The organism is Permianibacter aggregans, assembly GCF_009756665.1.
GTDB lineage: Bacteria > Pseudomonadota > Gammaproteobacteria > Enterobacterales > Permianibacteraceae > Permianibacter > Permianibacter aggregans.
The window spans coordinates 1,154,272-1,179,717 of record NZ_CP037953.1 but is presented as its reverse complement, the minus strand read 5'-3'; the positions used below and the strand labels follow the sequence as shown (position 1 = coordinate 1,179,717).

Annotated in this window: 25 protein-coding genes; 13 read left to right on the top strand and 12 right to left on the bottom strand. The window is 55.2% G+C overall.

The genetic code is table 11. From position 1 onward, the window contains the following. Positions 1-38: 38 nt before the first annotated feature. Entirely contained in the window at positions 39-1,301 is a 1,263-nt protein-coding gene (gene waaA, locus E2H98_RS05460) for a lipid IV(A) 3-deoxy-D-manno-octulosonic acid transferase (RefSeq protein ID WP_133590835.1), read from the top strand. On the opposite strand, the gene E2H98_RS05455 is transcribed toward waaA, so the two are convergent. Continuing rightward, on the bottom strand, positions 1,298-1,888 hold the full coding sequence (locus E2H98_RS05455) for an acyl carrier protein phosphodiesterase (protein WP_133590837.1): 591 nt from the start codon (positions 1,886-1,888) through the stop codon (positions 1,298-1,300). The genes waaA and E2H98_RS05455 overlap by 4 nt on opposite strands. Before the next feature lie 60 nt (positions 1,889-1,948). Here E2H98_RS05455 and E2H98_RS05450 point away from each other — a divergent pair, with 60 nt between their 5' ends. The 9 genes from E2H98_RS05450 (at position 1,949) to E2H98_RS05410 (ending at position 9,462) form a co-directional block, all read left to right on the top strand. After that, positions 1,949-2,176, top strand: a complete 228-nt coding sequence (locus E2H98_RS05450) for a hypothetical protein (RefSeq protein WP_133590839.1) — start codon at positions 1,949-1,951, stop codon at positions 2,174-2,176. A 111-nt stretch (positions 2,177-2,287) separates the two neighbouring features. After that, on the top strand, positions 2,288-3,625 hold the full coding sequence (miaB, locus tag E2H98_RS05445; protein ID WP_133590841.1) for a tRNA (N6-isopentenyl adenosine(37)-C2)-methylthiotransferase MiaB: 1,338 nt from the start codon (positions 2,288-2,290) through the stop codon (positions 3,623-3,625). Between the two features lie 32 nt (positions 3,626-3,657). Beyond that, entirely contained in the window at positions 3,658-4,641 is a 984-nt protein-coding gene (locus E2H98_RS05440; protein ID WP_133590987.1) for a PhoH family protein, read from the top strand. Next, the gene (ybeY, locus tag E2H98_RS05435) at positions 4,638-5,114 is read left to right on the top strand and encodes an rRNA maturation RNase YbeY (protein WP_133590843.1); all 477 of its coding nucleotides are present in this window, start codon (positions 4,638-4,640) and stop codon (positions 5,112-5,114) included. The genes E2H98_RS05440 and ybeY overlap by 4 nt, the downstream gene beginning before the upstream one ends. Positions 5,115-5,162: 48 nt before the next feature. Continuing rightward, positions 5,163-6,041 (top strand): HlyC/CorC family transporter, encoded by an 879-nt coding sequence (locus E2H98_RS05430; protein ID WP_133590845.1) that lies wholly within the window; start codon positions 5,163-5,165, stop codon positions 6,039-6,041. A 9-nt stretch (positions 6,042-6,050) separates the two neighbouring features. Then, positions 6,051-6,569 (top strand): P-loop NTPase family protein, encoded by a 519-nt coding sequence (locus E2H98_RS05425; protein WP_133590847.1) that lies wholly within the window; start codon positions 6,051-6,053, stop codon positions 6,567-6,569. Between the two features lie 92 nt (positions 6,570-6,661). Next, a complete protein-coding gene (gene lnt / locus E2H98_RS05420) occupies positions 6,662-8,179 on the top strand; it encodes an apolipoprotein N-acyltransferase (protein WP_133590849.1) in 1,518 nt (505 codons plus the stop codon). A 27-nt stretch (positions 8,180-8,206) separates the two neighbouring features. Then, complete coding sequence (gene htpX / locus E2H98_RS05415; protein WP_133590851.1) at positions 8,207-9,091, top strand: protease HtpX; 885 nt, start codon at positions 8,207-8,209, stop codon at positions 9,089-9,091. 233 nt (positions 9,092-9,324) lie between these two features. Further along, a complete protein-coding gene (locus E2H98_RS05410) occupies positions 9,325-9,462 on the top strand; it encodes a hypothetical protein (protein ID WP_157591260.1) in 138 nt (45 codons plus the stop codon). Between the two features lie 187 nt (positions 9,463-9,649). On the opposite strand, the gene ettA is transcribed toward E2H98_RS05410, so the two are convergent. After that, the gene (ettA, locus tag E2H98_RS05405) at positions 9,650-11,317 is read right to left on the bottom strand and encodes an energy-dependent translational throttle protein EttA (protein WP_133590852.1); all 1,668 of its coding nucleotides are present in this window, start codon (positions 11,315-11,317) and stop codon (positions 9,650-9,652) included. 167 nt (positions 11,318-11,484) lie between these two features. Here ettA and E2H98_RS05400 point away from each other — a divergent pair, with 167 nt between their 5' ends. Then, positions 11,485-12,888 carry a peptidylprolyl isomerase gene (locus tag E2H98_RS05400; protein WP_162848182.1) on the top strand — a complete coding sequence of 468 codons (1,404 nt, stop codon included), beginning with the start codon at positions 11,485-11,487 and terminating at the stop codon, positions 12,886-12,888. A gap of 80 nt (positions 12,889-12,968) precedes the next feature. Then, complete coding sequence (locus E2H98_RS05395; protein ID WP_133590856.1) at positions 12,969-13,607, top strand: site-2 protease family protein; 639 nt, start codon at positions 12,969-12,971, stop codon at positions 13,605-13,607. 25 nt (positions 13,608-13,632) lie between these two features. On the opposite strand, the gene E2H98_RS05390 is transcribed toward E2H98_RS05395, so the two are convergent. The 10 genes from E2H98_RS05390 to E2H98_RS05345 all read right to left on the bottom strand — a co-directional run bounded on the left by E2H98_RS05390 (position 13,633) and on the right by E2H98_RS05345 (position 23,797). Further along, positions 13,633-14,154 carry a DUF3833 domain-containing protein gene (locus E2H98_RS05390; protein WP_133590858.1) on the bottom strand — a complete coding sequence of 174 codons (522 nt, stop codon included), beginning with the start codon at positions 14,152-14,154 and terminating at the stop codon, positions 13,633-13,635. A 21-nt stretch (positions 14,155-14,175) separates the two neighbouring features. After that, a complete protein-coding gene (locus tag E2H98_RS05385; protein WP_157591259.1) occupies positions 14,176-14,745 on the bottom strand; it encodes a chalcone isomerase family protein in 570 nt (189 codons plus the stop codon). Next, on the bottom strand, positions 14,685-15,212 hold the full coding sequence (locus E2H98_RS05380; protein ID WP_133590862.1) for a DUF2878 family protein: 528 nt from the start codon (positions 15,210-15,212) through the stop codon (positions 14,685-14,687). The genes E2H98_RS05385 and E2H98_RS05380 overlap by 61 nt, the downstream gene beginning before the upstream one ends. Further along, complete coding sequence (locus tag E2H98_RS05375; protein WP_133590989.1) at positions 15,209-16,474, bottom strand: SAM-dependent methyltransferase; 1,266 nt, start codon at positions 16,472-16,474, stop codon at positions 15,209-15,211. The genes E2H98_RS05380 and E2H98_RS05375 overlap by 4 nt, the downstream gene beginning before the upstream one ends. Then, positions 16,468-17,232, bottom strand: coding sequence for a DUF1365 domain-containing protein (locus E2H98_RS05370; RefSeq protein ID WP_133590864.1), 765 nt, complete (start codon positions 17,230-17,232; stop codon positions 16,468-16,470). Before E2H98_RS05370 ends, E2H98_RS05375 begins: the two co-directional genes overlap by 7 nt. After that, entirely contained in the window at positions 17,232-18,476 is a 1,245-nt protein-coding gene (locus tag E2H98_RS05365) for an NAD(P)/FAD-dependent oxidoreductase (protein ID WP_133590866.1), read from the bottom strand. The genes E2H98_RS05370 and E2H98_RS05365 overlap by 1 nt, the downstream gene beginning before the upstream one ends. Further along, positions 18,473-19,237, bottom strand: coding sequence for an SDR family NAD(P)-dependent oxidoreductase (locus E2H98_RS05360; RefSeq protein ID WP_133590868.1), 765 nt, complete (start codon positions 19,235-19,237; stop codon positions 18,473-18,475). The genes E2H98_RS05365 and E2H98_RS05360 overlap by 4 nt, the downstream gene beginning before the upstream one ends. 20 nt (positions 19,238-19,257) lie before the next feature. Beyond that, a complete protein-coding gene (locus E2H98_RS05355) occupies positions 19,258-19,707 on the bottom strand; it encodes a nuclear transport factor 2 family protein (RefSeq protein WP_157591258.1) in 450 nt (149 codons plus the stop codon). Further along, positions 19,704-21,062, bottom strand: coding sequence for a deoxyribodipyrimidine photo-lyase (gene phrB, locus E2H98_RS05350; protein WP_133590872.1), 1,359 nt, complete (start codon positions 21,060-21,062; stop codon positions 19,704-19,706). The genes E2H98_RS05355 and phrB overlap by 4 nt, the downstream gene beginning before the upstream one ends. Before the next feature lie 119 nt (positions 21,063-21,181). Beyond that, complete coding sequence (locus E2H98_RS05345; RefSeq protein WP_198325242.1) at positions 21,182-23,797, bottom strand: TonB-dependent receptor; 2,616 nt, start codon at positions 23,795-23,797, stop codon at positions 21,182-21,184. A gap of 281 nt (positions 23,798-24,078) precedes the next feature. Here E2H98_RS05345 and glyA point away from each other — a divergent pair, with 281 nt between their 5' ends. Then, the gene (gene glyA, locus E2H98_RS05340; RefSeq protein WP_133590874.1) at positions 24,079-25,332 is read left to right on the top strand and encodes a serine hydroxymethyltransferase; all 1,254 of its coding nucleotides are present in this window, start codon (positions 24,079-24,081) and stop codon (positions 25,330-25,332) included. The last annotated feature ends 114 nt before the right edge of the window (positions 25,333-25,446 follow it).

Genomic DNA, 25,446 nt, shown 5'->3' with positions numbered 1-25,446 from the left:
CTTGAGCTGCCGGCCCTCATGCCGGCCAAGCGTGGGGCATGCGCCAGCTTTATTCCCTGTTGTTTTTGTTGCTGATCCCGGTGGTGTTGCTGCGCCTCTGGTGGCGGGGGCGCGCCAATCCTGGCTATCGCCGGCGTTGGCGCGAGCGTTTTGCCCGCTTGCCGAATACGCGCGAGCAAGGCATTTGGCTGCATGCCGTGTCGGTCGGTGAAACGCTGGCCGCCGCGCCGCTGATTGAAGCGCTGCTGCAAAAATATCCAGAGTTGCCGATCACGGTCACCACCACGACGCCCACCGGGTCCGAACGGGTGCACGCCTTGTTTGGTCAGCGTGTCCAGCATGTTTACGCTCCTTACGATTTACCCTGGCTGTTGCGCCGATTTTTGCGACACGTGAAACCGCAACTGGCGCTGGTCATGGAAACCGAGTTGTGGCCGAACATGGTGCATAGCTGCGCTGAGCAAAATGTGCCGCTGGTGGTGATCAATGCGCGCTTGTCGAAGCGCTCGGCTCGCGGTTATTACAAGGCTCGCTGCCTGTCGGTGCCGATGCTGAAAAATATCGCGTTCATTGCCGCTCAGGAACGCAGTGACGAGCGCCGATTTATCGCGTTGGGCGTGCATCCTGAACGCATCGAGGTGACCGGCACAATCAAATCCGATGTGCGGGTCAGCGAGGCACAGCGGGTCGCCGCCAAAGCGCTGCGCGAGAGCTTAGGTGAATCGCGTTACGTGGTCATTGCCGCCAGCACTCACGACGGTGAAGACGCGATGGTGCTAGATGCATTCGCGCGTTTGAAACAGGCAAAAAATGATGCGGCGTTGATTTTGGTGCCGCGTCATCCAGAACGATTTGATGCCGTAACCAAATTGGCGGAAGCGAGCGGTTTTCGCGTTGCCCGGCGCAGTCAGAACGCCTTTGGTGCTGACACCGATATCCTGATCGGCGACACGATGGGCGAGCTGATGATGCTCTATGGCGTTGCCGATGCCGCGTTTGTCGGCGGCAGTTTGGTTGCCCGTGGCGGTCATAATCCATTGGAGCCTCTGGCCTGGCAATTGCCGGTACAACAAGGCCCGCATACCTTCAATTTTGCCACGCTGACGCGTCGTTTGAGCAAGGCTGGAATCATTGACACGGTAACGAATGCCGAATCACTGGCACACGTTTGGCAGCGCTTCAGCGCCACTTCAGCACGCGCTGAACGTGCGGCGCAGATCGCGCCGATTCAGCGCCAGCTTGGCGGCACGTTGGCGCGGCTGCTGGTGATCGTTGAAACGATACTGGAATCGCCGCGTTAAGCGCCGAGCTTATGCCATTGCTTGGCTGCCTCGATTTTCAGCGCCGGATAAAATCGTTGGAAATGCTCATCGAGCGTCGGCAGCAGCGGCGTGATTTCGTCGACGTGGGTGGTTAGTGGCGTCGGCCGCGAGAATCGTGAACCGATACCGCGCAGGGCTTTTTGCACCGACGGCCAATGCCAATACTGGTTCAATAAATCGGTATCGATGATGTAGCGCAGCCGCGCCTGGCCACGTGCAGGCGCCAGCGATTGATACTGATGCAACGCGGCGTACACCTGGGCGGAAAACGCCAGCAGATTGCGATCCTCGAGTGCAGCGAAATTGCGAGCGAGAAAATGGTCGTACGCCATGTCGATGATGATGCCGGCAAAGCGGCGCAGCGGTGGCTTGAACAGCGACCGGGCGGCGAGGTTTTCCGGGTGTTCGTCGGTCCAACGATCGACGAAGCGATGCAGGCGCACGGCGCGCTCGATTTCGGCTGGCAGATGGCTCAAATCCGGGCCGTGAATGACATCGCCGAGTAGGCTGCCGGCCAATGCCTCGGGCGTTGCCGGCACCAGACAGCAGTGGGCAAGGTAGTTCATTGGCAATCCGGTCGTGAACGGGCTACATTTGGCATTGTACCGTGATCAGGAAAGTGCTTCATGAGCATGAAAATTTGGATCGAGCAGCGCAGCGCCGCGTTGATGGCGGAGCTGAATTCGTTGCCATTCACTGACGATCACGACTTGAAAAAGCAGGGGCTGATTCGCAAAGCCATGCGTGATGCCGTCTGTGAGTTCATGCGTCGTGCATCCGAACACACGCTTTCTGACCTGATTAGCCAGGACGCGATGTCTGACGACCCCTTGTTCAATAAAAAACCCCGCTAAGCTCAGGCCTCAACACCATCACTATCGATTGGCCGGAAACGGCGCTGATGATAAAATCGCCACCCTTTCGCGGGCCTAACCCGCTACGACTGTGCCAGTAAACCCGAATTTATGAAGCAAAAGCTGTATATCAAGACCTGGGGTTGCCAGATGAACGAGTACGACTCGTCGCGTATGGCCGACCTGCTGAAAGACCACGACGGCATGGAAGTGACCGAACATCCGGAAGAAGCGGATGTGATCCTGCTGAATACCTGCTCGATTCGGGAAAAGGCCCAGGAAAAAGTGTTTTCCCAGCTCGGCGAATGGCGGCCGCTGAAGCAGAAGAATCCGAACCTGGTCATTGGTGTTGGTGGTTGCGTCGCCTCCCAGGAAGGCGCGGCGATTCGTCAGCGCGCGCCTTATGTCGATGTCGTATTCGGCCCGCAGACGCTGCATCGTTTGCCTGAACTGATCAGCAAAGTCCGCACCGAGCACAAGCCGGCCATCGATATTTCCTTCCCGGAAATCGAAAAGTTTGATCGGCTGCCGGAACCGAGCGTCAATGGTGCTTCGGCGTTTGTCTCGATCATGGAAGGCTGCAACAAATACTGCACGTTCTGTGTGGTGCCTTACACCCGTGGTGCCGAAGTCTCGCGTCCGCTCGATGATGTGCTTGCTGAAGTCGTGTCCTTGGCCGAAAAAGGCGTGCGCGAAATCAATTTCCTGGGCCAGAACGTCAATGCCTATCAGGGCAAAACCCATGACGGCGGTTTCGCCGATTTGGCCGAACTGATTGAACTGACAGCGTCGATTCCGCAAATCGGTCGCATCCGTTTTACCACCTCGCATCCGGTCGAGTTTTCTGATCGCCTGATCGAAGTCTATGGCCGGGTGCCGAAACTGGTTTCGCATTTGCATCTGCCGGTGCAAAGCGGTTCTGATCGGATTCTGGCCGCGATGAAGCGCGGCCACACGGCGCTCGAATACAAATCGAAAGTGCGTAGGCTGAAAGCGATTCGCCCGGACTTGTCGATGTCATCCGATTTCATCATCGGTTTTCCCGGTGAAACCCAGGCCGATTTTGATGCCACGATGAAACTCGTCGCCGACATCGGTTATGACATGAGCTTCAGTTTTATTTACAGCGCTCGCCCCGGTACGCCGGCTGCCGATCTGCACGATGAAACGCCGGAGTCGGTGAAAAAAGAACGGCTGCAATTGCTGCAACATCGCCTGAATCAACAGGCCCAGCAGATCGCGCGTCAAATGGTCGGTAGCGTGCAAACGGTGCTGGTCGATGGCCCGAGCAAGAAAGATCCGATGCAGCTGTCCGGCCGCACCGAAAACAATCGCATCGTCAATTTCTCTGGTCCGCATACGCTGATTGGTGATTTCGTTAACGTGCGTATCACCGAAGCGTTGCCAAACAGCCTGCGTGGTGAAATGGTCGAAGAGGCCGCCGCTTGAGTCTGCATACCATTGATTTTGCCCTGGAGCCGATGGACAACGCGCGGTTGTCCGCGGTAACCGGTCAGCTTGACGACAACCTGCGCCAAATCGAACGAAGGCTGGGCGTTGAGATCAGCAATCGCAGCAATCAATTTCGCGTCATTGGCGATCGTGAGCAGGCCGAAGCGGCTGCCGATGTCGTGCTGGCGCTGTTTGAGCTGTCAGAAACGCAGGGCGCGATCACCCGCGCCGATTTGCATTTATTGTTGCAGCAATTCCGGGTCCGTGAAGACAAACAGAAAATGGAAAAAGACTTCACGGTCTTTACCAAACGCGGCCCGATCAAGGCACGTAACAGTAACCAGGCCAATTACATCGACAGCATTCGCCACAGCGATATCAGCTTTGGTATCGGCCCGGCCGGTACCGGCAAAACGTATCTCGCGGTCGCCTGCGCCGTTGATGCGCTGGAACGGCAGCAGGTTCGCCGCATCATTTTGACGCGCCCTGCTGTGGAAGCAGGCGAAAAGCTCGGCTTTTTACCGGGTGATATGGCCCAGAAAGTCGACCCGTATTTGCGTCCGCTGTATGACGCGCTCTATGAAATGCTCGGCTTCGAAAAAGTCGAAAAATACATGGAGCGCAATGTCATTGAAGTGGCGCCGTTGGCATTCATGCGTGGCCGCACATTGAATGAAAGTTTTGTCATTCTCGATGAAAGCCAGAACACCACCGTCGAGCAGATGAAAATGCTGCTGACCCGTATCGGTTTTGACTCCCGCGCGGTCATTACCGGCGATATCACTCAGGTCGATTTGCCGCGCAACACCAAATCCGGTTTGCGTCACGCCATTGAAGTGTTGCAGGGCATTGATCGGGTCAGCTTCACGTTTTTCACCGCTGAAGACGTCGTTCGCCATCCGGTGGTCATGCGTGTGGTGCGCGCTTATGAAGAATGGGAACGCAAGCAATCCTTGTTGAAAGCGCAGAAAGAAGAACGCAAAGCGGCCAATGAACAGGAAACTGGCGAATGAGTCTGCGTCTGAATTTGACCGTGCAAAACATGACCAAGCGCCAGGATGTACCGACCGCGACCTTGTTGCGTCGTTATGCTCGCGCCGCACTGCTTGGTCACAAAAACCGGGCTGGCCTGACGATACGCATCGTCGGCGAGAAAGAAAGCCAGCAATTGAATGCGGACTACCGTCAAAAAGACTATCCGACCAATGTCCTCAGTTTTGCCAGCGATCACCCGTTCGAAGTAAGTGAGCACTATCTTGGCGATCTGGTTATTTGTGCTGCTGTGGTTGCCAAGGAAGCGAAAGAGCAGGGCAAAACCGCTCGTGCCCACTGGGCTCATATGGTGGTGCATGGTGTCTTGCATTTGTTAGGCTATGACCATATAAAATCCGCAGACGCCGACATCATGGAAAATGAAGAGCGGCGCATTATGGCGAATTTGAATTTTCCCGATCCGTACCTGATCGAAGACGATCAAGTGTTGTGATTGGAACCACTGTCACTGACCTTAGCGCAGGATAAAAAAGAACCCACCATGAGCGACGACCCTCGATCGCAAAGCCACAGTCCCTTCTTCCATCGTCTTAAATCGCTTTGGCGACACACTCCAACCGACCGGCAGGACTTGAAGCAAACCCTGCGTGAAGCCGCCGAAGAAACCGTTATCGACCGCGATACGCTGAGCATGCTCGAAGGCGTCATGAGCGTCGCCGAACTGCGGGTGCGCGACATCATGATTCCGCGCGCGCAAATGGTCGTCATTAATGAAGACGACGAGCTGAAACAGATTCTGCCGGTGATCGTTGAATCCGGGCATTCGCGCTATCCGGTCATTGGCAAGAATCGCGACCAGGTCGAAGGCGTTTTGCTGGCCAAAGACCTGCTGCAGTTCAACCTGATGGCGCCGGAAGAGGCTGACGCCGCGTTTGATATTCACGAAATTCTGCGGCCGTCGCTGGTGGTGCCGGAAAGCAAACGGCTGGACAGCCTGCTGCGTGAGTTCCGCATCAGCCGCAATCATATGGCGATTGTGGTTGACGAATACGGCGGCGTTGCCGGTCTCGTTACCATTGAGGATGTGCTCGAGCAAATCGTTGGCGATATTGCCGATGAATACGATTTTGAAGGCGAGGAATATCAGCTTCGTCAGCTCGGTCCGCAGGAGTGGCATGTCAGTGCGGCGACCAGTGTTGAGGAGTTCAACGAGCATTTCCATACCGAGTTTGATGTCGATGAATTCGACACGATTGGTGGCGTTGTTGCCAACCGTTTTGGCCATATGCCTCAGCGTGGTGAACATCTGGCCCTTTCGGATTTGAATTTCACCGTCATTGCCTGCGACAGTCGCCGAATCAAGATGCTGCGTGTGCAACGCAAACCGGTACTGCAGACCCGCAACGCCGTTGAGCAATAGTTGACGCTCATGCGTACACTGATTTTCGGTAATTCCGGTTCTGGGAAATCAACGTTGGCCAGAAAGTTGGCGGCTGAGCAGCTGGCCGCCCATCTCGATTTGGACAGCGTTGCCTGGCATCCGCATTCGCCGACATCTCGACGCTCTTTGGCTGAAAGCCAGGCCGATATTGAACACTTTGTTGAGGCTCATTCACGTTGGGTCATCGAGGGTTGCTACAGTTCGTTGCTGGCGCTGGTTTTGCCATTTGCCGAGCAACTGATTTTCCTGAATCCCGGCATCGAAACCTGTCAGCACAATTGCCGAATGCGGCCATTTGAACCGCACAAATATTCCAGCAAACAAGCCCAGGATGAAAACCTGGCGATGCTGCTGGATTGGGTGGCGCAATACGAACAACGCGATGATGAATTTTCATTGCAGGCACACCGCCGACTGTTTGACCAGTTTCACGGTCTGAAAGTCGAGTATCACGATAATCTGCCGTTTAACGCCGAGCGTTCCGCCACATCGGTTTCTCCGCGCTAAACCACGCGTTACTGTCATTCCGTTCTCATGATCGACGTGCGACAATCGTCGCCGAACCTTGCCAAGACCACACGCCCAAGAATAGAAAAGTCATGTACGTCACGATAAGAGCCTTATTGGCATTGCTGGCCGGCGCCTTGTATCCGCTGGCTTTCGCACCGATTGATTTGACCGGTATGGTCGTCGTCAGCCTCTGCGGTTTGTTGCTGCTCTGGGAAGGGCGTAGCGCCCGCGAGGCGGCCTGGCTCGGCTGGCTATGGGGCGTTGCTGCATTCGGTATCGGCACCTCCTGGGTGCATGTCGCGATTCATGTTTACGGCAATGCGCCGCTATGGCTGTCGATGTTGTTGACCGTTGGCTTTGTCGCGATTCTGGCGCTGTACCCGGCCTTGCTCGGTTGGTGTCTGCAGCGCTTTTTTACTGATCGGCGGGCGCAACGTTTGGCGATCATTCCGTTGTGGGTTATCGGCGAGTATTTGCGCGGCCATCTGTTCAGCGGATTTCCCTGGATGTTTGCCGGTTATTCGCAAACCGACACGGTATTGAAATTCATTGCACCGATCGCCGGCGTTTATGGCATTTCCTTGCTGCTGATCAGCCTGGCGGTGCTGGCAATCATGGCCGGCCATGAGTTTGTTCGCGAGCGTCATCCGCTATGGAAAACGGCGACGTTTGCGATGCTGTTTGTCGCGCTGGCGCTGCCATGGTGGCGTTGGAACACGCCGGTTGTCACCGATCAGGAAGATAGCGTCAGCGTCGCATTGGTGCAGGCCAATATCGAACAATCGGTGCGCTGGCAACCGGAACGTTTTGAACAAACCAAAAACGAATACCTGGCGCTGACCGAGCCATTAATTGGTCGTGCTGATCTGGTCATCTGGCCGGAAGGCGCGATTCCTTCCTTTGCCAACTATCTCAATGACTATTTTCAACCGCTGCATGATCGCGCACTGGACAATAACACCAGTTTGATTTTCGGTATGGCGGTCATCGACCCGGATCAGCGTTACTACAATAGCGTCATTGGCATGGGCCACGGCCGCGGCCGATACGACAAACGGCAACTGGTGCCCTTCGGTGAATATGTGCCGTTCGAGAAATTGCTGCGTGGGCTGCTGGCGTTTTTCAATCTACCGATGTCCGGTTTCACCGAAGGTCGTGAAGCCTCGCTGCTGTACACGCCGAAAGCTGCCATTGCCGCCGCCATTTGTTACGAAATCGCCTATCCGGAATTGGTGCGGGACAATGTGGCGTCGATGCAGCAGCAAAAAGGCTTTTTGCTGACGGTCAGCAACGATGCCTGGTTCGGTCGCTCGCTCGGCCCTGCCCAGCATTTGCAAATCGCACGGATGCGGGCGCTGGAGAACGAACTGGCTTTGGTAAGAAGCACTATTACGGGCATTACCGCGGTCACGGATCAATTCGGGCAAATCCAATCGCAATTGCCGCCGTTTGATGTCGGCGTGCTGAAAACACGGGTGAGTTTGCACACAAGTTCAAGCCTTTGGCAGCGATTTGGCCTGTGGCCTGTTGCCATCATTTGTCTTTTGTTACTGGGTGTTGCAGGCGCCGTAAATCGCTTGAAAAACCACTCTAAGACCCCAGAATAGGCGAACCGAATTAGAGGTGCTTAGATCATGATGCGTATTGCGTTATTCCTGTTAACCAACCTGGCTGTGGTGCTGGTCGCTGGCATCGTACTGAACCTGCTGGGCGTCAAGAGTTACTTGTCGCAGTCCGGCATTCAGTACGGCAGTCTGTTGGTGTTCTGCTTTATTTTCGGTATGACCGGCGCGATCATCTCCCTGCTGATTTCGAAATGGATGGCGAAGCGGTCAATGGGCGTTTACGTCATCGAGCAACCGCGTAATGCCGAAGAGAAATGGCTGGTCGACACGGTCGCCGAGCTTGCTCACAAAGCCGGCATCGGCATGCCGGAAGTCGGTGTGTTTCCGTCTGACCAATCGAACGCGTTTGCCACGGGTTGGAACAAAAACAACGCGCTGGTGGCGGTGTCTGCCGGCATGCTGCGTCGATTCAATAAGGAAGAAGTCAAAGCCGTACTTGGTCACGAAGTTGGCCACGTGGCCAACGGCGACATGATCACGCTGACGCTGATTCAAGGCGTTGTGAACACCTTTGTGATGTTCTTCGCCCGCATCATCGGCTATGCCGTTGATAGCTTCCTGCGTCGCGACGAAGAGAGCAGCGGCCCTGGCTTTGGTTTTTATATCGCAACTTTCGTTGCCGAAATGATCCTGGGCATTCTGGCCAGCATGATTGTCGCCTGGTTCTCGCGCCGCCGCGAATACCGTGCTGACCATGCCGGTGCCACGCTGGCTTCACGTTTCGGCATGATCGGCGCATTGCAGCGCTTGATGGCCGAGCAAGGCCAACCGGTACAAATGCCGGCCGAGATGACGGCGTTTGGCATCCGCAATGGCGGCAACAGCATCGCCCATTTGTTCGCGACCCACCCGCCGCTGGAAGAGCGCATCCGCGCCTTGCAGAGCCAGCAGTAATTGCAGGACACTAGAAGCCATCTCAAAAACAGTTTGGGCGATGGTGAGGTGTGCGAAGAGGAGCGCAGGAACCGGAGTTTACAAGTAGTAAATGAGGATTCCGAGCACCACATTCGCGCAGATCACCGAGCTCCAGGCATTTTTGAGATGGCTTCTAGAAGGGAGGCGAAAGCCTCCCTTTTTTGTTTCGATTGGAATATTTTCTACCGGATCATCCCGACAAGGAAATCACGATGCGTCCAGTGTTTGTCATGGCAGCCCTGGTTACACTCAGCGCCTGCTCAACGGTTAGTTCCCGTACTGAACAACCTCAGCAGCGGTATCCCTGCATCGGCGTAAAGAAAGCCAATCAGCAAGTGGCGCGCAGTTGACAAGATCCGATCATTCCCGGCGAGGTCATTGTTCGGGTATTGATGGATTGGCCGATGACCCTGGTTGCCGACACGGTGTTGGTGCCGGTGGATTTGATTGTTATGCAGAGCAATAAAAAAGCTCAATCGAATTAAATTGCTGAGCAACAAAAAGGGCTGCATCGGCAGCCCTTTTTGTTGCGAACATTTAGCTCGCCAGCTTCTTGTATTTCAGGCGGTGCGGCTGATCAGCTTCTACACCCAAGCGACGTTTGCGGTCGGCTTCGTAATCCGCATAGTTGCCTTCGAACCAGACCACTTGCGAGTCACCTTCGAACGCCAGGATATGGGTGGCGGTGCGATCCAGGAACCAGCGATCGTGGGAAATGACCACAGCGCAACCGGCGAACGACAGCAGTGCTTCTTCCAAGGCGCGCAGCGTTTCGACGTCGAGATCGTTGGTCGGTTCGTCGAGCAGCAGCACGTTGCCACCGCTTTTCAGCAGCTTGGCCAAATGCAGACGGTTGCGCTCACCGCCAGATAAATCCTTGACGAATTTTTGCTGATCGCTGCCTTTGAAGTTGAAGCGGCCGATATAGGCGCGCGAAGGGATTTGGTAGGTGCCAATGGTGATGATGTCCAAACCATCGGAAACTTCCTGCCACACCGTGTTGTTCGGATTCAGACTGTCGCGCGATTGATCGACATAAGCAAGCTTTACCGTGTCGCCGATGCGCAGCTCGCCGCCATCCGGTTTTTGTTCGCCGGTGATCATCTTGAACAGCGTCGACTTACCCGCGCCGTTCGGACCGATGATGCCAACAATGCCACCCGGCGGCAGGTTGAAATTCAGATTGTCGTACAGCAAGCGATCGCCGAAGGCTTTCTTGACGCCCTTGGCTTCCACGACCATGTTGCCTAAGCGTGGACCCGGTGGCACGTAGAGCTCTTGGGTTTCGTTGCGTTTCTGGAATTCCACTGATGAGAGTTCCTCAAAGCGCTGAACACGGGCTTTGTTTTTCGCCTGACGCGCTTTCGGGTTTTTGCGCACCCATTCCAGCTCTTCTTTCATCGCCCGCATGTGTGCGGCTTCAGCGCGCTGCTCTTGCTCCAAACGAGCGCTCTTCTGATCCAGCCAGGAAGAATAATTGCCTTCCCAAGGAATGCCGTAGCCACGGTCCAGTTCCAGAATCCAGCCAGCGACGTTGTCGAGGAAATAGCGATCGTGGGTGACCGCAATGACGGTGCCCGGGAAATCGTGCAGGAAGCGCTCAAGCCAGGCGACCGATTCGGCATCCAAATGGTTGGTCGGTTCGTCGAGCAGCAGCATGTCTGGTTTGCTCAGCAGCAGTTTGCACAGCGCGACGCGGCGCTTTTCACCGCCGGACAAGGTATTGACGTCGGCGTCCCAAGGCGGCAGGCGCAGCGCATCGGCGGCGACTTCCAGTTGCCGGTCAACATCGTCACCATTGACGGAAGCGAGGTAGGCTTCCAGTTCGCCCTGCTGCTTGGCCAGCTTGTCAAAATCGGCATCCGGTTCGGCATAGGCGGCGTAAACGGCATCGAGTTTGGCTTTCGCTTCGTAGATTTCGGCAACAGCTTCTTCGATATTGCCGCGCACGTTTTTCTCGGTATTGAGCTGCGGCTCCTGCGCCAGGTAACCGACTTTGGTGCCGGCCAGCATATTGAAATCGCCTTCAAATTCCTTGTCGACACCAGCCATGATGCGCAACAGCGTCGATTTGCCGGCGCCGTTCAAGCCGAGTACGCCGATTTTCGCGCCAGGGAAGAAGGAAAGGGAAATGTCCTTGATGATCGTGCGCTTCGGTGGCACGACCTTGGACACTTTGTACATGCTGCAGATATATTGGGCCACGGCAAAGTCCTAAAGCTAAAAAACCGGCGCATTGTAGCCGATGCGACCCCGGCTTCGTCAGTCGAAGAGGAATTCTGATGCGAATTTGTGGTGTTTTTCTGCTGTTGTTGTCCTTACCCGCACTGCAGTCCTGTTCCACAACCAGTACTGTCTCGCAGCTGTATGAAATGGCGGATCGACGTGAGGTCGATGCTGAACTCTGGCAGGCGGCCGTGCAAAGCGACGACAACGAACAGCGTACGACGGCACTGCGTCTGCTTGGTCGTATCGGCGGTGATCCGGTGGTGGATTTGCTGCTGCCATCGCTGCAGCACGAACGTCCCGAGATTCGCCTGGAAGCAGCGTTTGCGCTCGGCATTTCCGGTAGCGTCAATGCCATTGCGCCGCTGCATGCTCGCTTGGCCGAAGAATCGAACGCTGAAGTGGCCTCGGCGATCTGGCTGGCGCTGGCCAACCTGGCCGCACCGCGGCTGCAATCGCAATTGGTCGATGCCTGGGATCATGAGCCGGAACAGCAGCAAACGCTGGCCCAGGCCGCGGCTTTTCTCTGGGCCTATCATCGCGACAAGTTGCAGCAGCTTGATCGCGGCCTGGTCAATCGTCTGATGCAAGCCGCGCGCAGCGACAACGTGGCGCTGGCCAGCAACAGCGCCGCGGCATTGGCTCGGGTGCGCAAAGAGTCTGGCGCCTTCCGCCGCCATATCCTCATCGATACGCTGAAAAACGCACCGGTCGAGCGTTCCCGGCAACTGTTGTTGAAAGTGCTCGGTGCCAATAGCGACGCCGTTGGTGATGCCTTCCTGCGCGATATCCTGGCCGGTAAGGCTTACCGCGATACACCGCCTTCCGATGCCGAACGAGCTGAAGCAGCGGCGGCGCTGGTTGCCCGGCTCGACGACAAAGCGCTGACGACGTTTATCCAGGCCATGAAAGACGAACCATCCTGGTCGGTGCGGGCGCTGGCGTTTCAATCATTGAGTGCTGAACAAGTTGAGCGCCTGCGTGCTGAATTGCAGGCGCATATTGAAGCGGTGCCGGCGGATCGCGCGGTGCTGATGCCGATACTGCAGCCCATCGAGTTTCGTGATGAAACCGAAGAGCCTGCAAAAGCCACCGCTGATTATCACGACGTTCGCAAAGCGAGTGGCACGCAGATAAGACTGAGCACCAATCGCGGGGATATCGATATCGAGTTGTTGCCGCAAGCGCCCTATACCGCTGCCAATTTCCTCGAACTGGTTGGCAAGGGCTATTACAACGGCACGGTGTTTCATCGAGTGATTCCGAATTTTGTCGCCCAAGGCGGTGACCCGAGCGGTCGCGGCGATGGCGGTCCCGGTTACCGGATTCGTGAAGAGCTGAGCCGCTTGCCGCATGAGCGAGGCTATATCGGTATGGCCACGGCCGGCAAAGACACGGCCGGATCGCAGTTTTTCTTCAACACCGAACGCAATCCGCATCTCGATTGGCATTACACCGTGTTCGCCAAAGTCATGCGTGGCGAAGACATCATGATGGCGCTGCAGCAAGGCGATACCATCGTTTCAGCAAAAGTGCTGGATAAACGCTGAGTGTGGCTTGTCATGAGCGCTAGTGAGCCCCATTGCATAAGAGCGGCGTTTGCCGCTCATTCACGATCAGGAATTTTTCGATGATTACCTTGTTGTTCAATGGTCAGGTAGGTTTGTTTGTGCTGCTGCTGGGCGCAATTATTTTCTCGCTGACGCTGCACGAATTTGGTCACGCTTTTTCGGCTAAATTGCTCGGCGACCGTACCGCAGAGCAAGCTGGAAGGTTGACGCTGAATCCGATTTCGCACATCGATCCGCTCGGCCTGCTGATGGTCGTGATGGTGGGTTTTGGTTGGGCGAAACCGGTGCCGTTCAATCCGAGTCGAGCAAACGTACCCTGGGCTGGCGCGTTTATTGGCGCAGCGGGTCCGTTCATGAATCTTCTTATCGCGATTGTCTCGGTGAATCTTTATGTTTGGGCGGCAGAAACCGGGGCATTCGATTTGGAAAGTGGCCTTGGTGTGGCGCTGATTTTGCTGGCGCAAATCAATTTGTTGCTGATGATTTTCAACCTGATTCCGCTTGGACCACTCGATGGTCATTATGTGATGTCATGGTTATTGCCACGCAATTTGAGTTACCGCTATGACCGGTTCAATGCCCAGTATGGCGCGATGATTTTTCTGGTGTTGATTGCGCTCAGTATTCTTGGCTTTCCGATTTTCCGGTTTGTGACATCGCTGGCGGGAAGCATCCTGCCTTACCTGACGTTCATGTAAACGTCGGTACGGCAGTTACGCGTTACTATGGTTTACGGAAAAACAACGTTACTTCGCCAACGGTGATACCGAACTTGCGCATTTCTGCCTTGTTAATCATGTGTTGCTTGTCGATCAGGAACATCCAGTCGTCGAAATGCAGATCATAGGTGGTGTCGTCGACCGGAACCCGCAAGGTATAGCGCCAATGCAAGGCGTTACCAGCCGATTCGCCGCTGGCTGTGCCAATGACATCGTCGGCGCGCCCTACATATTGCCCTGCAGCCGTTTTCTCAATGCGCCATTGGCGAAACTGTTTTTCGCCGTCATCAAACTGAAAATATTCGTCGAGAATCAGCGTGTCGCCGTCGCGTTTACCGATGATGCGCACCGTGAAGCGTCGGGTGATTTCGCCACTGAAGTTCTCGATCGTGCCCCAGGCCTGCAGTTCACCATCAAAATATTCTTCCAGTATCAGCGTTGGCGTTTCATTCTGGTAATGGCTGATCGGCGTCGCGCAGCTGCTGAGCAGCAGCACGGCAAGAACCGCCAATAAAACGTGTCGCATCAGTCTTCCTTAGTGCATAGCTCAGGAGCGCAAGGCCAGCAGGGCTTTGCGCATGTCAGGATATTCGGCGCCTTCAGCCAGCCAGATCGCGGAGAATCGAGTGGCGAATGCGGCGTCGTCTATCTGCCCGACGAATCTATCGTTGTGATAGAAACGGGTTTGCAACGACTCGTCGACAAACATGACCAGGCGATCGCCCTCTTTGATATCAGGCCATATCTGCGGCAGTTGTTGCAGCCAACGTTTTGCATCGTCATTGAGCAGCGCCAGTTCCTGCCATTGGTCGCGAGTTTCTTCGATCAAGTCATCGGCATCGACATCAATCTTGTAGCGAATTTCCAAAGCAAATGGCGATGGCTTTTGATCAACAGCAAATCGGAATGGTTGTTCGCTGGTCCATAGCGTGATGTCGTAAATCGACAAGCCAAACCAGGTCAGATGGTAGCGGCCATGTGTTTGCAGTTGTTGCAGCGGCGTGGCCGTAGCTTGCGCTGTGTTGTTTAGCGACGGGCTGGCAAAACTGGCTGCGCTCAAGAGGATGGCGCTGACACCGAGCCCGATGAATTTGCCGAAAACCGTGAAGCGAACCATAACCATAACCCCGGGAAGATCATCCATATAAACGTTAATACGGAGAAATAGGCGTAGTAGTTCAGGATCTCGGCAGCGCCGAGCCGGGCACCAGCGTAGTAGGCAGCGGCACCGCCTCCGGCAAACAGCAGTGCTCGCAGGAACGATGATGAAACCAATTCGCTTAACGGTTTGACCGTCAACGCAAAACTGCACCAGAGCACGATCAGCCAGACCGGCAGCGGTAACGGCAGATCGGCAAACAGCGGATCAGGTCGAAAGGCAATCCATTGCATTGCCTGCAGAAAATAATCGACGGCAAGGCCGGTAATAATGATCACTACATAGACCAGCGGTGGAAAACGCAGCGCCGGTGCGAAAGGCAATAGCGCCAACTGCGCCAGTGTCAACGGCAAAGCCCAGGCAGCTCCTAGCAACACGGCAGCAAACCATACTGCCTGTGCCAGCAACAGCAGTGCCCATTTCATTGCAAGCCGCTGACCAGATCCCGACAGCGTGGTTTGTGCATCAGCAGTTGCGCGCAGGATATCGTGCGCTCAAGAAAACCGCCTTCGCAGTAGCATAAATAATATTCCCACATGCGCAGGAAACGTTGGTCATAACCCTGAGCCAGAATGGCTTCTTTGTTGGACAGAAAACGCTGACGCCAATCGCGCAGCGTGCGGGCATAGTGCTGGCCGATATCTTCATGATGCATCAGCATCATGTCGGTATCATCGCGCAGGCATTCAGCGATGCGGCTATTGCTCGGCAAAGCGCCGCCGGGAAAAATGTATTTCTGAATGAAATCGACATTGCTGGCGGCATAATCGTAACGCTGATCGGCGATGGTGATACTTTGCAACAGGAAGGCGCCGTCTGGTTTCAGCAGGCTGGAGCACTTGCGGAAATATTCCGGCAGGTATTTCAAACCAACCGCTTCGATCATCTCGATGCTGACCAGCTTGTCAAACTGCCCTTGCAGTTCGCGATAATCCTGCAGCAGTAAGGTAATTTTGTCCTGCAAACCCAGCGCTTCGATGCGCGCTTTTGCTTCGTCGTACTGCTCGCGAGAAATGGTGGTTGTGGTGACATGGCAACCATAGTTTCTCGCCAGAAAAATACTCAGGCCACCCCAGCCGGTGCCAATTTCCAGCACCTGATCAGTCGCTTTGATTTTCAGCTTCTCGGCGATGCGGCGCAGCTTGTATTCAGCCGCCTGCTCAAGTGATGCGTTAGTGTGCGGATAAATGGCGCTGGAATACATCATGAGCGGATCAAGCCAGAGCTTGAACATGTCATTGCCAAGATCGTAATGGCGGGCAATGTTGCGCTTGGCACCTTGACGGCTGTTGTCATACCACCAGTGTGCGAGCTTGCGGGTGGCCTGATTCCACCAGCGCTGCTTGGACTCAATGCGATCGAGGGCATCTAGATTGCGGGCAAACAGCTGTATTAACGAGGTTAAATCGCGCGAATGCCAATGACCGTCCATGTAGCTTTCTGCCGCACCAATGCTGCCGCCAAGCGCGATATCGACCCAGGCGCTGGCATCGTCAATGGTCAGCTCGGCATGCAGCGACCCGACTTCACCGCAGACCCAGCGGCTGCCATTCTCATGTAATTCCAGTTGACCATCGCGCAGTTGGTCGAGTTGTTCGGCGACGCCCTGACGGCAGCGATCGACTAGCGTATCGGAGAACTGACGGGCGGTGCTTTTGTTTTGACGAACCAGTTCGGTACTCACGATTTCTTCTCCAGGGCAGGGGCCACATCGTCGGTTGCGGCGCCGGGATGACTGAAAAACGGTGCACGCTTGATAAGCAGTCTTACGGCCTGCCAGTAAATGCCGATCAATGTCTTCAAACCTTGTGGCCAGTGCGACCACAGTTCACGATCCAGTGTCGCGGCATTCAGTGTTGCGGCTTTTTCCAGTACCAGTGCCGCGCGAAACACCGTGCCTTGATCGGTTTTATTCTGGATGCCGACCTGCAAGGCATCGCCAGGCTCTGGTAAGTACCAGTGGTAGCGCTGCGTCATGTCAAGAAACGGTGACACATGAAAGGCTTTGTCATGTGGCTCTGGTTGCTCGCGATGGCGCAAGTCAAGCAGGTAGGCATGGCGTTGCAACCAGGGGGTGTTGCGCACTTCGGCAATGACAAACTGCAGATGGCCATCACCATCGAAGCAGTAGAAAAGACTCAAAGGATTGAAGCCGATACCGAGCACGCGTGGTGCGCTGAGCAGAAAAATTCGGCCAACGAAGCGAGCGCCGGTGCGCTCGGCAATCAACGCGCACACCGCCTGTTTCAAGCTGCCTTCATAATCGGGCAAGTAATCATGGCGGCGGAATTGCGCCAGCCGGCCACGCCACCAATGCGATTGACTGAGTAGCGTCGGGAGTTGATCCAGATCGAGATAAAACAGCCGCATCCGGTAGCGAAAGCGGTGCTTAGGTTTGCAGTCGCGAATATGGCTTAGCGTGCCGCGGTAAATGGCGCTTTCCATCAGCTTTTTCCCAGTTGCTCAATGACTCGGAGGGCGCTGACCACGCCGTCCTCGTGGAAGCCATTGAACCAGTAAGCGCCACAATAATAGCTATGTCGTGCCCCGCTGATTTCGCCATGGCGCTTTTGCGCGATGACCGCGTGTTTGGAGAATTGCGGATGTGAATAAAGGTAACGTCCCAATACTTTTTCCGGCTGAATGGCGTCGCTGCGGTTCAAGGTTACGCAGAAGATTTCCGGCGCCGTGAATCCCTGCAGAATGTTCATGTTGTAGGTCAACGTCGGCCGCTTGTTTTCGCCGGTCAATAGATAATTCCAGGCGGCGTGAGCAAGGCGATTTTCTGGCAGCAAGCGGGTGTCGGTGTGCAACACCACTTCACTTTCGGCATAGGGAATCGCGCCCAAAATCTGCTGCTCTTCGCGCGAGGCATCGGAAAGCAAGGCCAGAGCCTCATCGCTGTGGCAGGCAAAGATCACTTTGTCGAAATGCAGCAATTGACCATTGCCCAATTGCAACACGACATCATCATTGTTGCGGCTGACGCGAACGACGCCGGAGTCAGCAAAAAACTCGGCAGAACAGGCGGCCATCAGGGCTTTGACGTAGCTGCGACTGCCGCCATGGAGCACAAACCATTGCGGCCGGTCCTGAATGTTCAGCAGGCCGTGGTTGTCGCAAAATTGCAGAAAAAACGCCAGCGGGAAATTCATCACATCGGTCAGCGGAGTCGACCAGATGGCGGCGGTCATCGGCGCCAGATAGTGGCTGACCATCCAACCGGAAAAACGATGCTGCTGCAAAAATTCGCCCAGTGTCGTTTCATCGTCGAGCGCGCGCTCGCGCAATTGCTGCTTGGCCAGTTTGTTGAATCGGAGAATTTCTTTCAGGAACAACCAGAACGTCGGCGAGAAAATATTCTTGCGTTGGGCAAACAGCGTATTCAGATCGTGGCCATTGTATTCCAGACCCGTTTCACTGCAGCTGACCGCGAAACTCATTTCGGTGGGTTTCAGCGCAATATGCAGCTCATCCATCAAGCGCAAAAAATTAGGGTAGGTTTTGTCGTTGCAGACAATAAAGCCAGTGTCGATCGCGTAGCGTCCGCTGGCTACCTCGACATCCTTGGTGGCCGTATGGCCACCAATGTACGGGTTCTTGTCGAAAACGCTGACGTGATGATCGCGGGACAGCTTATAGGCACAGTACATGCCGGCGATGCCGGCGCCAATGACCGCTATTCTCATGCTTTCACCAGCGAGCCGGTCAGTCGTTGTTGCAGGCCGAGCGGAAGCGCCGACAGCAGTTTCAGGAAGCGGGTAAAGCGGTGCGGGAAATGAATTTCACGTTTGTCGCGTTGCAAGCCGGCGATGATTTGTTCAGCGGCTTCTTCGGCGCTGATCAGACAAGGCATATCGAAGTCGTTCTGATCGGTCAGCGGCGTTTTGACAAAACCGGGGCAGATGACATTGACGCTGATGCCTTTTTTCTGCATCGCCAAACGCAACGTGTGCATGAAGTAACTGACGGCGGCTTTTGAAGCGCCATAAGCCTCGGCCCGTGGCAATGGTAGAAACGCCGCCGAGCTCGACACGGCGGCAATCTGCACACCGCTGTGAGCTTTCAACAACGGCTTTGCGGCTTCGATGACATTGGCAAGCCCAACAAAATTGGTGTTGATCACTTTTTCCACGACGCTGGCTTTGACGTCGCCATCATCAATGTATTCGCAGATGCCGGCATTGAATATCAAGGTATCGACGTGACCAAAACATTTTTGCACGCGCTGCACGGCCTTCTGCACGGATTCGCGGTCGGTGACATCGCAGGGCGCTACGCACTCCTGGTCCGGGTATTCGCCTGCCAGTTCACCGAGCTTGCCGGTGCGACGCGCCGACATCGCTACTTTGTGACCCTGCTTCAATAGTTGCTCGGACAGGGCCAAACCAATGCCGGAGCTGGCGCCGATAATCCAAATCGTGCGCGACGCATTCGCTTTCCACTTCATGCCCGTTCTCCGGTTGATGATTACAGACGTTTTCGAATAGCGCCGATCAGCATGCCGAGCAGCGGCAAGCGGCCATAAAGCATATCGGCGCCGTCGAAATAGTCGCGATGGTAGTAAATCCGATCACTGAACCGGACTTCGCTAAGACCTTCTACGCTGAACATCCGGCGCCGGTTCAGCTTCGGGTGCTGGAGTTGCATGGTCCAGGCCAGAAATGCCCGGTCGCTGAGCATCTGGGGTGTCTCGAAACGGAAACTGCAGTGGTCGACGTTCAAGTAAAGGCGGGCGAAATAGGCTTTCAGCTCCGCGAGGCCGGCAATCTGATGGAACGGATCGTAAAAGCGGATATCGTCCCGGTAGACGCTATCCAACTGATCCAGTTGCTCGACGGTGAAGCCCTGATACAGCGTGGTCAGGCGCGCGACCAAATCGCTGCCGGTGCTGACGCTTCGAATTGACGTGATGTTCATTTTTTCAGCCCTTTGAACCATTCGATGGCCTGAGCCCGCGAGGTTTTCAGATCGACCATGGCCTCCGGGTAGTCGCCACGGGCGCCGGTCTGGTGAATAGTATCGCTGGACTCTTGCTGTAATTCCGGCAGCCAGCGGCGGACGAAATCGCCATGCGGATCGAAGCGTTCGCCCTGAGTGACCGGATTGAAAATACGAAAATACGGCGCCGCATCAGTGCCGGTCGAGGCACTCCACTGCCAGCCACCATTGTTGGCGGCGAAATCGCCATCAATCAGTTGTTGCAGAAAATAGCGCTCGCCCCAGCGCCAGTCGATAAACAAATTCTTGGTCAGAAAACTGGCGACAATCATCCGCAGGCGATTGTGCATCCAGCCGGTTTCATTCAGGCAGCGCATCGCGGCATCGACGATTGGCACACCAGTCTTGCCCTCGCACCAGCGCTTGAAGGCTTTCTTGTCATGGCGCCAAGGTAACTGGTCAGTTTCGCTTTTGAACGGTTGGTGTTTCGACAACTCCGGCAATTGCGCCATCAGATGCAAATAGAATTCACGCCAGAGAATTTCGTTGCGCCAGGTTTTCGCACCGTCGCCCTTTTGCTGTGCCGCCTGCCAGACCTGGCGCGGCGACAACACGCCGAGACTCAGGTAAGGTCCGAGCTCGCTGGTGGCCGGCACGTCAGGGCGATCGCGCAGCTCGTGGTATTGGGCGATATCATCACGAACAAACTGATGCAGCTTTTTTAACGCCGCTTTTTCACCGGTGGGCCAGCGCTCCTGGTCGTAATCCTGCTCGCCGGGAAAGGGCTCAATGGTGGTTGCTTTGATGGCTTTTGTCGCCGCTCTCGGCGCGCTCAATGTGCTGATTTGGTTCAATCGTGGTTCGCAGGCGTGACGAAACGGCGTGTAAACGGTGTATGGCGTGTCCTGTTTGGTCAGCACCGAGCCCGGTGGCAGTAACACCCGATCAGCGAAATGGCGCACCGAGATATCGGCTTTCTCTGCCGCCTTGATTAAGGCCTGATCGCGGTCCTGTTCATGCACGCCGTATTCATCGTTGAACCAGATGTCCTTGAGCTTTTGCTTCCTGGCGTAATCGAGCACCGCACGCCACTGGCCAACGACTTTGTCCGAATGCAGCACTGCCAAGGCGATGCCGCGTTCTGCCAGCGCATCGGCCAGCGCCTGCACATGATGACGGGCAAACGCCCGTTTGCGTCCAGCCCAGACATGCTCATCCAGTTGTCGCTCACTGAGCACAAACACGGCCTGCACAACCCCGCCAGCACTACAGGCGGCATGCAGCGCACTGTTGTCGTGCACACGCAAGTCGGAACGAAACCACACCAGATGCATCAATCGATATCCTCGAACATTTTGTGTTTATACGCGAGCCGCACCAATAGGCGATCAATGAAATATAGTGCTGAAAAAAAAACGGCGCCTTTCGGCGCCGTTTGATTCGGAAAGCTTACTTAGAAGCGATAAGTTACTTCCCCATAAACAAACTGACCACGTGGGCTATGAACTTGTGAGACGTAGCCGTAGAGGTCGCCGTCACCATCACCGATGGCAAACGGAGGTTCTTCGTCCAGCAAGTTTCGAACACCGACCGAAAATACGGTGTCCTGAACACCTAAATAGCGGAACTGGACGTCGACCGTCATGAATGCATCAACGGTACGAGAACTGTTTTGGTTGATATCGATAACACCGTCGAAATTGGCGTCAGGCGTATCTTCGAATTCGCCGATGTAGCTAACTGCAACGGTGGCACCAAAGGTATCCATAGCCCAATCCATCGTGCCAACCCAGCGGAATTCTGGATATTCGTACTCACCGGTCCAGTCAAGAATGGTGGTAGCGCCTGTAGATTCGTCTTCGGTGATTTTTTGTTCGAACTCGGTCAGCCAGCTCCAATCGATCTTGAACTTGAAAGAACCCAAGTCCGCTGTGCTCAAGCGATAGTCAGCAGAAATATCGATACCCTTCGCGCTTTGCTGGTTCAGGTTGCGATAGCCGTTGTTGATGCGTGACAGATCACCCAAGGATTGACCTGGTAGCGGTGCATTGCGAATACAGATCGTGCTGGCTTGGTTGTTACATTCCAGCGCATACAGGGCACCAAAATCACCGGGAGCGATTTTATTGTCTTGCTCGATGGTCCAGTAATCGAATGTCAGGCTGACGCTATCGGAAACTTGCCAAACGGTGCCGACGTTGAACGATTCAGATTCTTCGGCGTCCAGATCAGGATTACCGGCAAACACGATGGTGTAGTCTGTCGAAGCACAATATGCCGGGTTGACTGCACAACCATAGGTGTCAACGAAGAATTGCGAAGATTGTGATGGTCCCAAGCCGATTTGTGCTAGCGATGGAGCCCGGAAACCCGTACCCCATGACATACGGAATTTCAGGTCATCATTTGGCGACCACAAGGCGCCGACTTTCGGATTGAACTGAGCGCCAAAGCCGTCGTATTTGTCATAGCGACCCGCCAACTGGACTTCCAGTCCGTCCGCAAACGGCAATACAAACTCAATAAACGCGGATTCGTGATCGCGTTTGGCTTCGGCCGAAACAGATTCAGTACCAAAGATCAAGCCGCGTTGAAATTGATCATCCGGGACGTCAGACACTTTTTCTGTCAACAATTCAATACCGGCTGCCAACGCTGCCTGGCCACCGGCCATATCGAACAAACCACCAGAAATTTTCGCGTCATAGGCGCTTAGATGTGACTCACCACGACGCACCAATGAGGTGGTGATCGCGTCAATTACGCTTTGCGGGTTATAGGTGCCACCAAACGGGTTATAACGACCAGCATCGATTTCCTGTTGCAACAAATCGGTACGAACCCAACCCTGATGTTTGCCGCCGGTCTGCATCGATTCACTGCGGCCTTTTTGCGCCGACACTTCCCAATCCCAATCGGTAAAGATGGTGCCGCGCATACCGACAACCAAGCGCATGACATCGGTTTCGATATCCCAAATACGAGCGCCAGCATCCACGGTACGGTGGCGGTTGATGTCGATATCAACGCCGAACGGATTGTTCGGATGTGTGCCGGGAACGGTTAACCCTGCATCACCATCCAGCGGTGTTGGTGCGCCTTGGGCAAACGATGTGTTGTGCTGCACGCTGAACTCGGTGAACAGTTCGGTGGAGGTGCCAATATCTCGATTGGCCAGCAAAATGGCACCAATGCGCTCTGATTCAGGAATCAAGACGTTCCACGGGCCGTAGTCGTAAACGCAGGTAGCGCCAAAGGCATTTTCCGGAGGACAGCCTGGGTCAATTGTCGTTACACCATTGACCACGTAGCGACCAGGGAAGCCGCGTGAAGAACGAAAATCTTCGCCGCCGAGCGCCGATTGGTTTGCTGTGCCCAACGTGCCGCGATCTTTGTTCATCAACGAGCTATTGGAGAAGTAGTCCAAAATAACCGTCATATTGCCTTTGTCGCCACTGGTTCCCCAGAGCAGGCTCATGGTTTTCTCGTCAGAGTCGGTATCGGTGGTGTTGCCATAACCGACAGAAAGTTCGCTGCCCTCGTAGTTCTTACGCAGCACAATATTGATTACGCCTGCAACCGCGTCGGAACCGTAGATGGCTGAGGCGCCGTCTTTCAGCACTTCAACACGCTCAATCGCAGCCATCGGAATGGCGTTTACATCGACAAAGTTGTTGGTGATGCTTTCAGCAAACGCGCTGATCGCGACGCGACGACCATTGACTAGCACCAACGTGGCGTCTGAGCCGAAACCGCGCAGCGAGATGGCGGCGCCTCCGTTGGCGGTAGAGTCCTGGTTGTTACCACGAGTGGAGAAGGTACCGTTGCCGGCGACTGGCATCCGTTCAAACAGCTGTTGTAGGTTGTTGTAGCCGGAATTTTCAATGTCGTCACGCGTGACGACAAACAGTGGTGACGTACCTTCGATATCGGTGCGTTTGATGTGCGAGCCGACGACTTCAACGCGTTCGGCTTTTTGCTCGTCAGCGGCATAAACGAATGTAGGCAGCATTGCTGCGCAGCAGGTAGCCACGATGGAGGTGGTTAACCGCGATTTTTTCATGTTCATGGTTGCTCCGGTTTTACTCTGTCTTTGGTTGTTATTGCTTCTTCACCCACAAATCGCGTTGGTGAACAACAGAAGTCCGATTGTGCTGAAAACTCCGTACGAATCAGCGAATTTGGCAAGTCGGTGTTATGGCCCTCCTTCATGGCAAAAACTCATGAGGCCCGAGGCTACGCTTTTCGTATTTCGGGTGCAACCGTCCAATTTGCCTGGTAGGTGCGAGAGCAATAATCCGTTACAATCTCGGCCCACTTTTCGACCACTTGCGTACCCTCGGGAGTCCTATGTTCCGCCAGTATTCTTCGTTAGCCGATTACGATGCCGAGTTATGGCAGGCGATGGAAAAAGAGCGCCATCGTCAGGAAGATCACATTGAGCTGATCGCCTCGGAAAACTACACCAGCCCGCGGGTCATGGCAGCGCAAGGCTCGCAGTTGACCAACAAGTATGCTGAGGGTTATCCGGAGAAGCGCTACTACGGTGGCTGCGAGTACGTCGATATCGCCGAGAAGCTGGCGATTGCCCGGGTAAAGGAATTGTTCGGTGCCGACTTCGCCAACGTTCAGCCGCATTCAGGTTCGCAGGCCAACGCGGCTGTCTACCAGGCGTTGTTGCAGCCGGGCGACACGGTGCTTGGCATGTCACTGGCCCATGGCGGTCACCTGACCCACGGTTCGCCGGTCAATTTTTCCGGCAAGCTTTACAAGAGCGTCCAGTACGGCCTGAAGGAAGACGGCACGATTGATTACGACCACGCCGAAGCCTTGGCGCTGGAACACAAGCCGAAGATGGTCCTTGGCGGTTTTTCGGCCTACTCACGTGTCGTTGACTGGGCCCGTCTGCGCGAAATTGCCGACAAAGTGGGCGCTTACTTTATGGTCGACATGGCGCATGTGGCTGGCCTGATTGCCGCTGGTGTTTACCCGAGCCCGATTGAGCATGCCCATGTCGTGACCTCGACGACGCACAAGACCCTGCGCGGCCCGCGTGGTGGCATCATCATCGCCAAGGGCGCGTCCGAAGAGCTGCAGAAAAAGCTGAACAGCACGGTGTTTCCGGGCACCCAGGGTGGTCCGCTGATGCATGTCATCGCCGCCAAAGCCGTTGCCTTTAAAGAAGCATTGGAGCCGGGCTTCAAGGAATACCAGAAACAAGTCGTTGCCAATGCCCGGGCCATGGCCAAGGTGTTCGTCGAGCGTGGCCTTGATGTCGTATCCGGCGGTACCGACAATCACCTGATGCTGGTTTCGCTGATCAAGAAGGACATTTCCGGTAAGGATCTGGATGCTGCGCTGGGCCGCGCCAATATCACCGTCAACAAGAACTCGGTGCCGAATGATCCGCGTTCGCCGTTTGTCACTTCCGGTATCCGGGTGGGCACGCCGGCGATCACGACACGCGGTTTCAAAGAAGCGGAATCGACGCTGCTGGCCGGCTGGATCTGCGATATCGTCGACCATATGGGCGATGAGTCGGTGGTTGAACGCATCAAAGGCGAAGTGCTGAAGTTGACGGCGAAATTCCCGGTTTACGCTTGAGCCTTATCCGTTACAGAAGAAAGCCCGCGATTGCGGGCTTTTTTGATCGCCAGCCTATCGGCTGGCGCAGCCATCAGGCACTGATGCTATCATCGGCCGGATTTCCGCCATTGA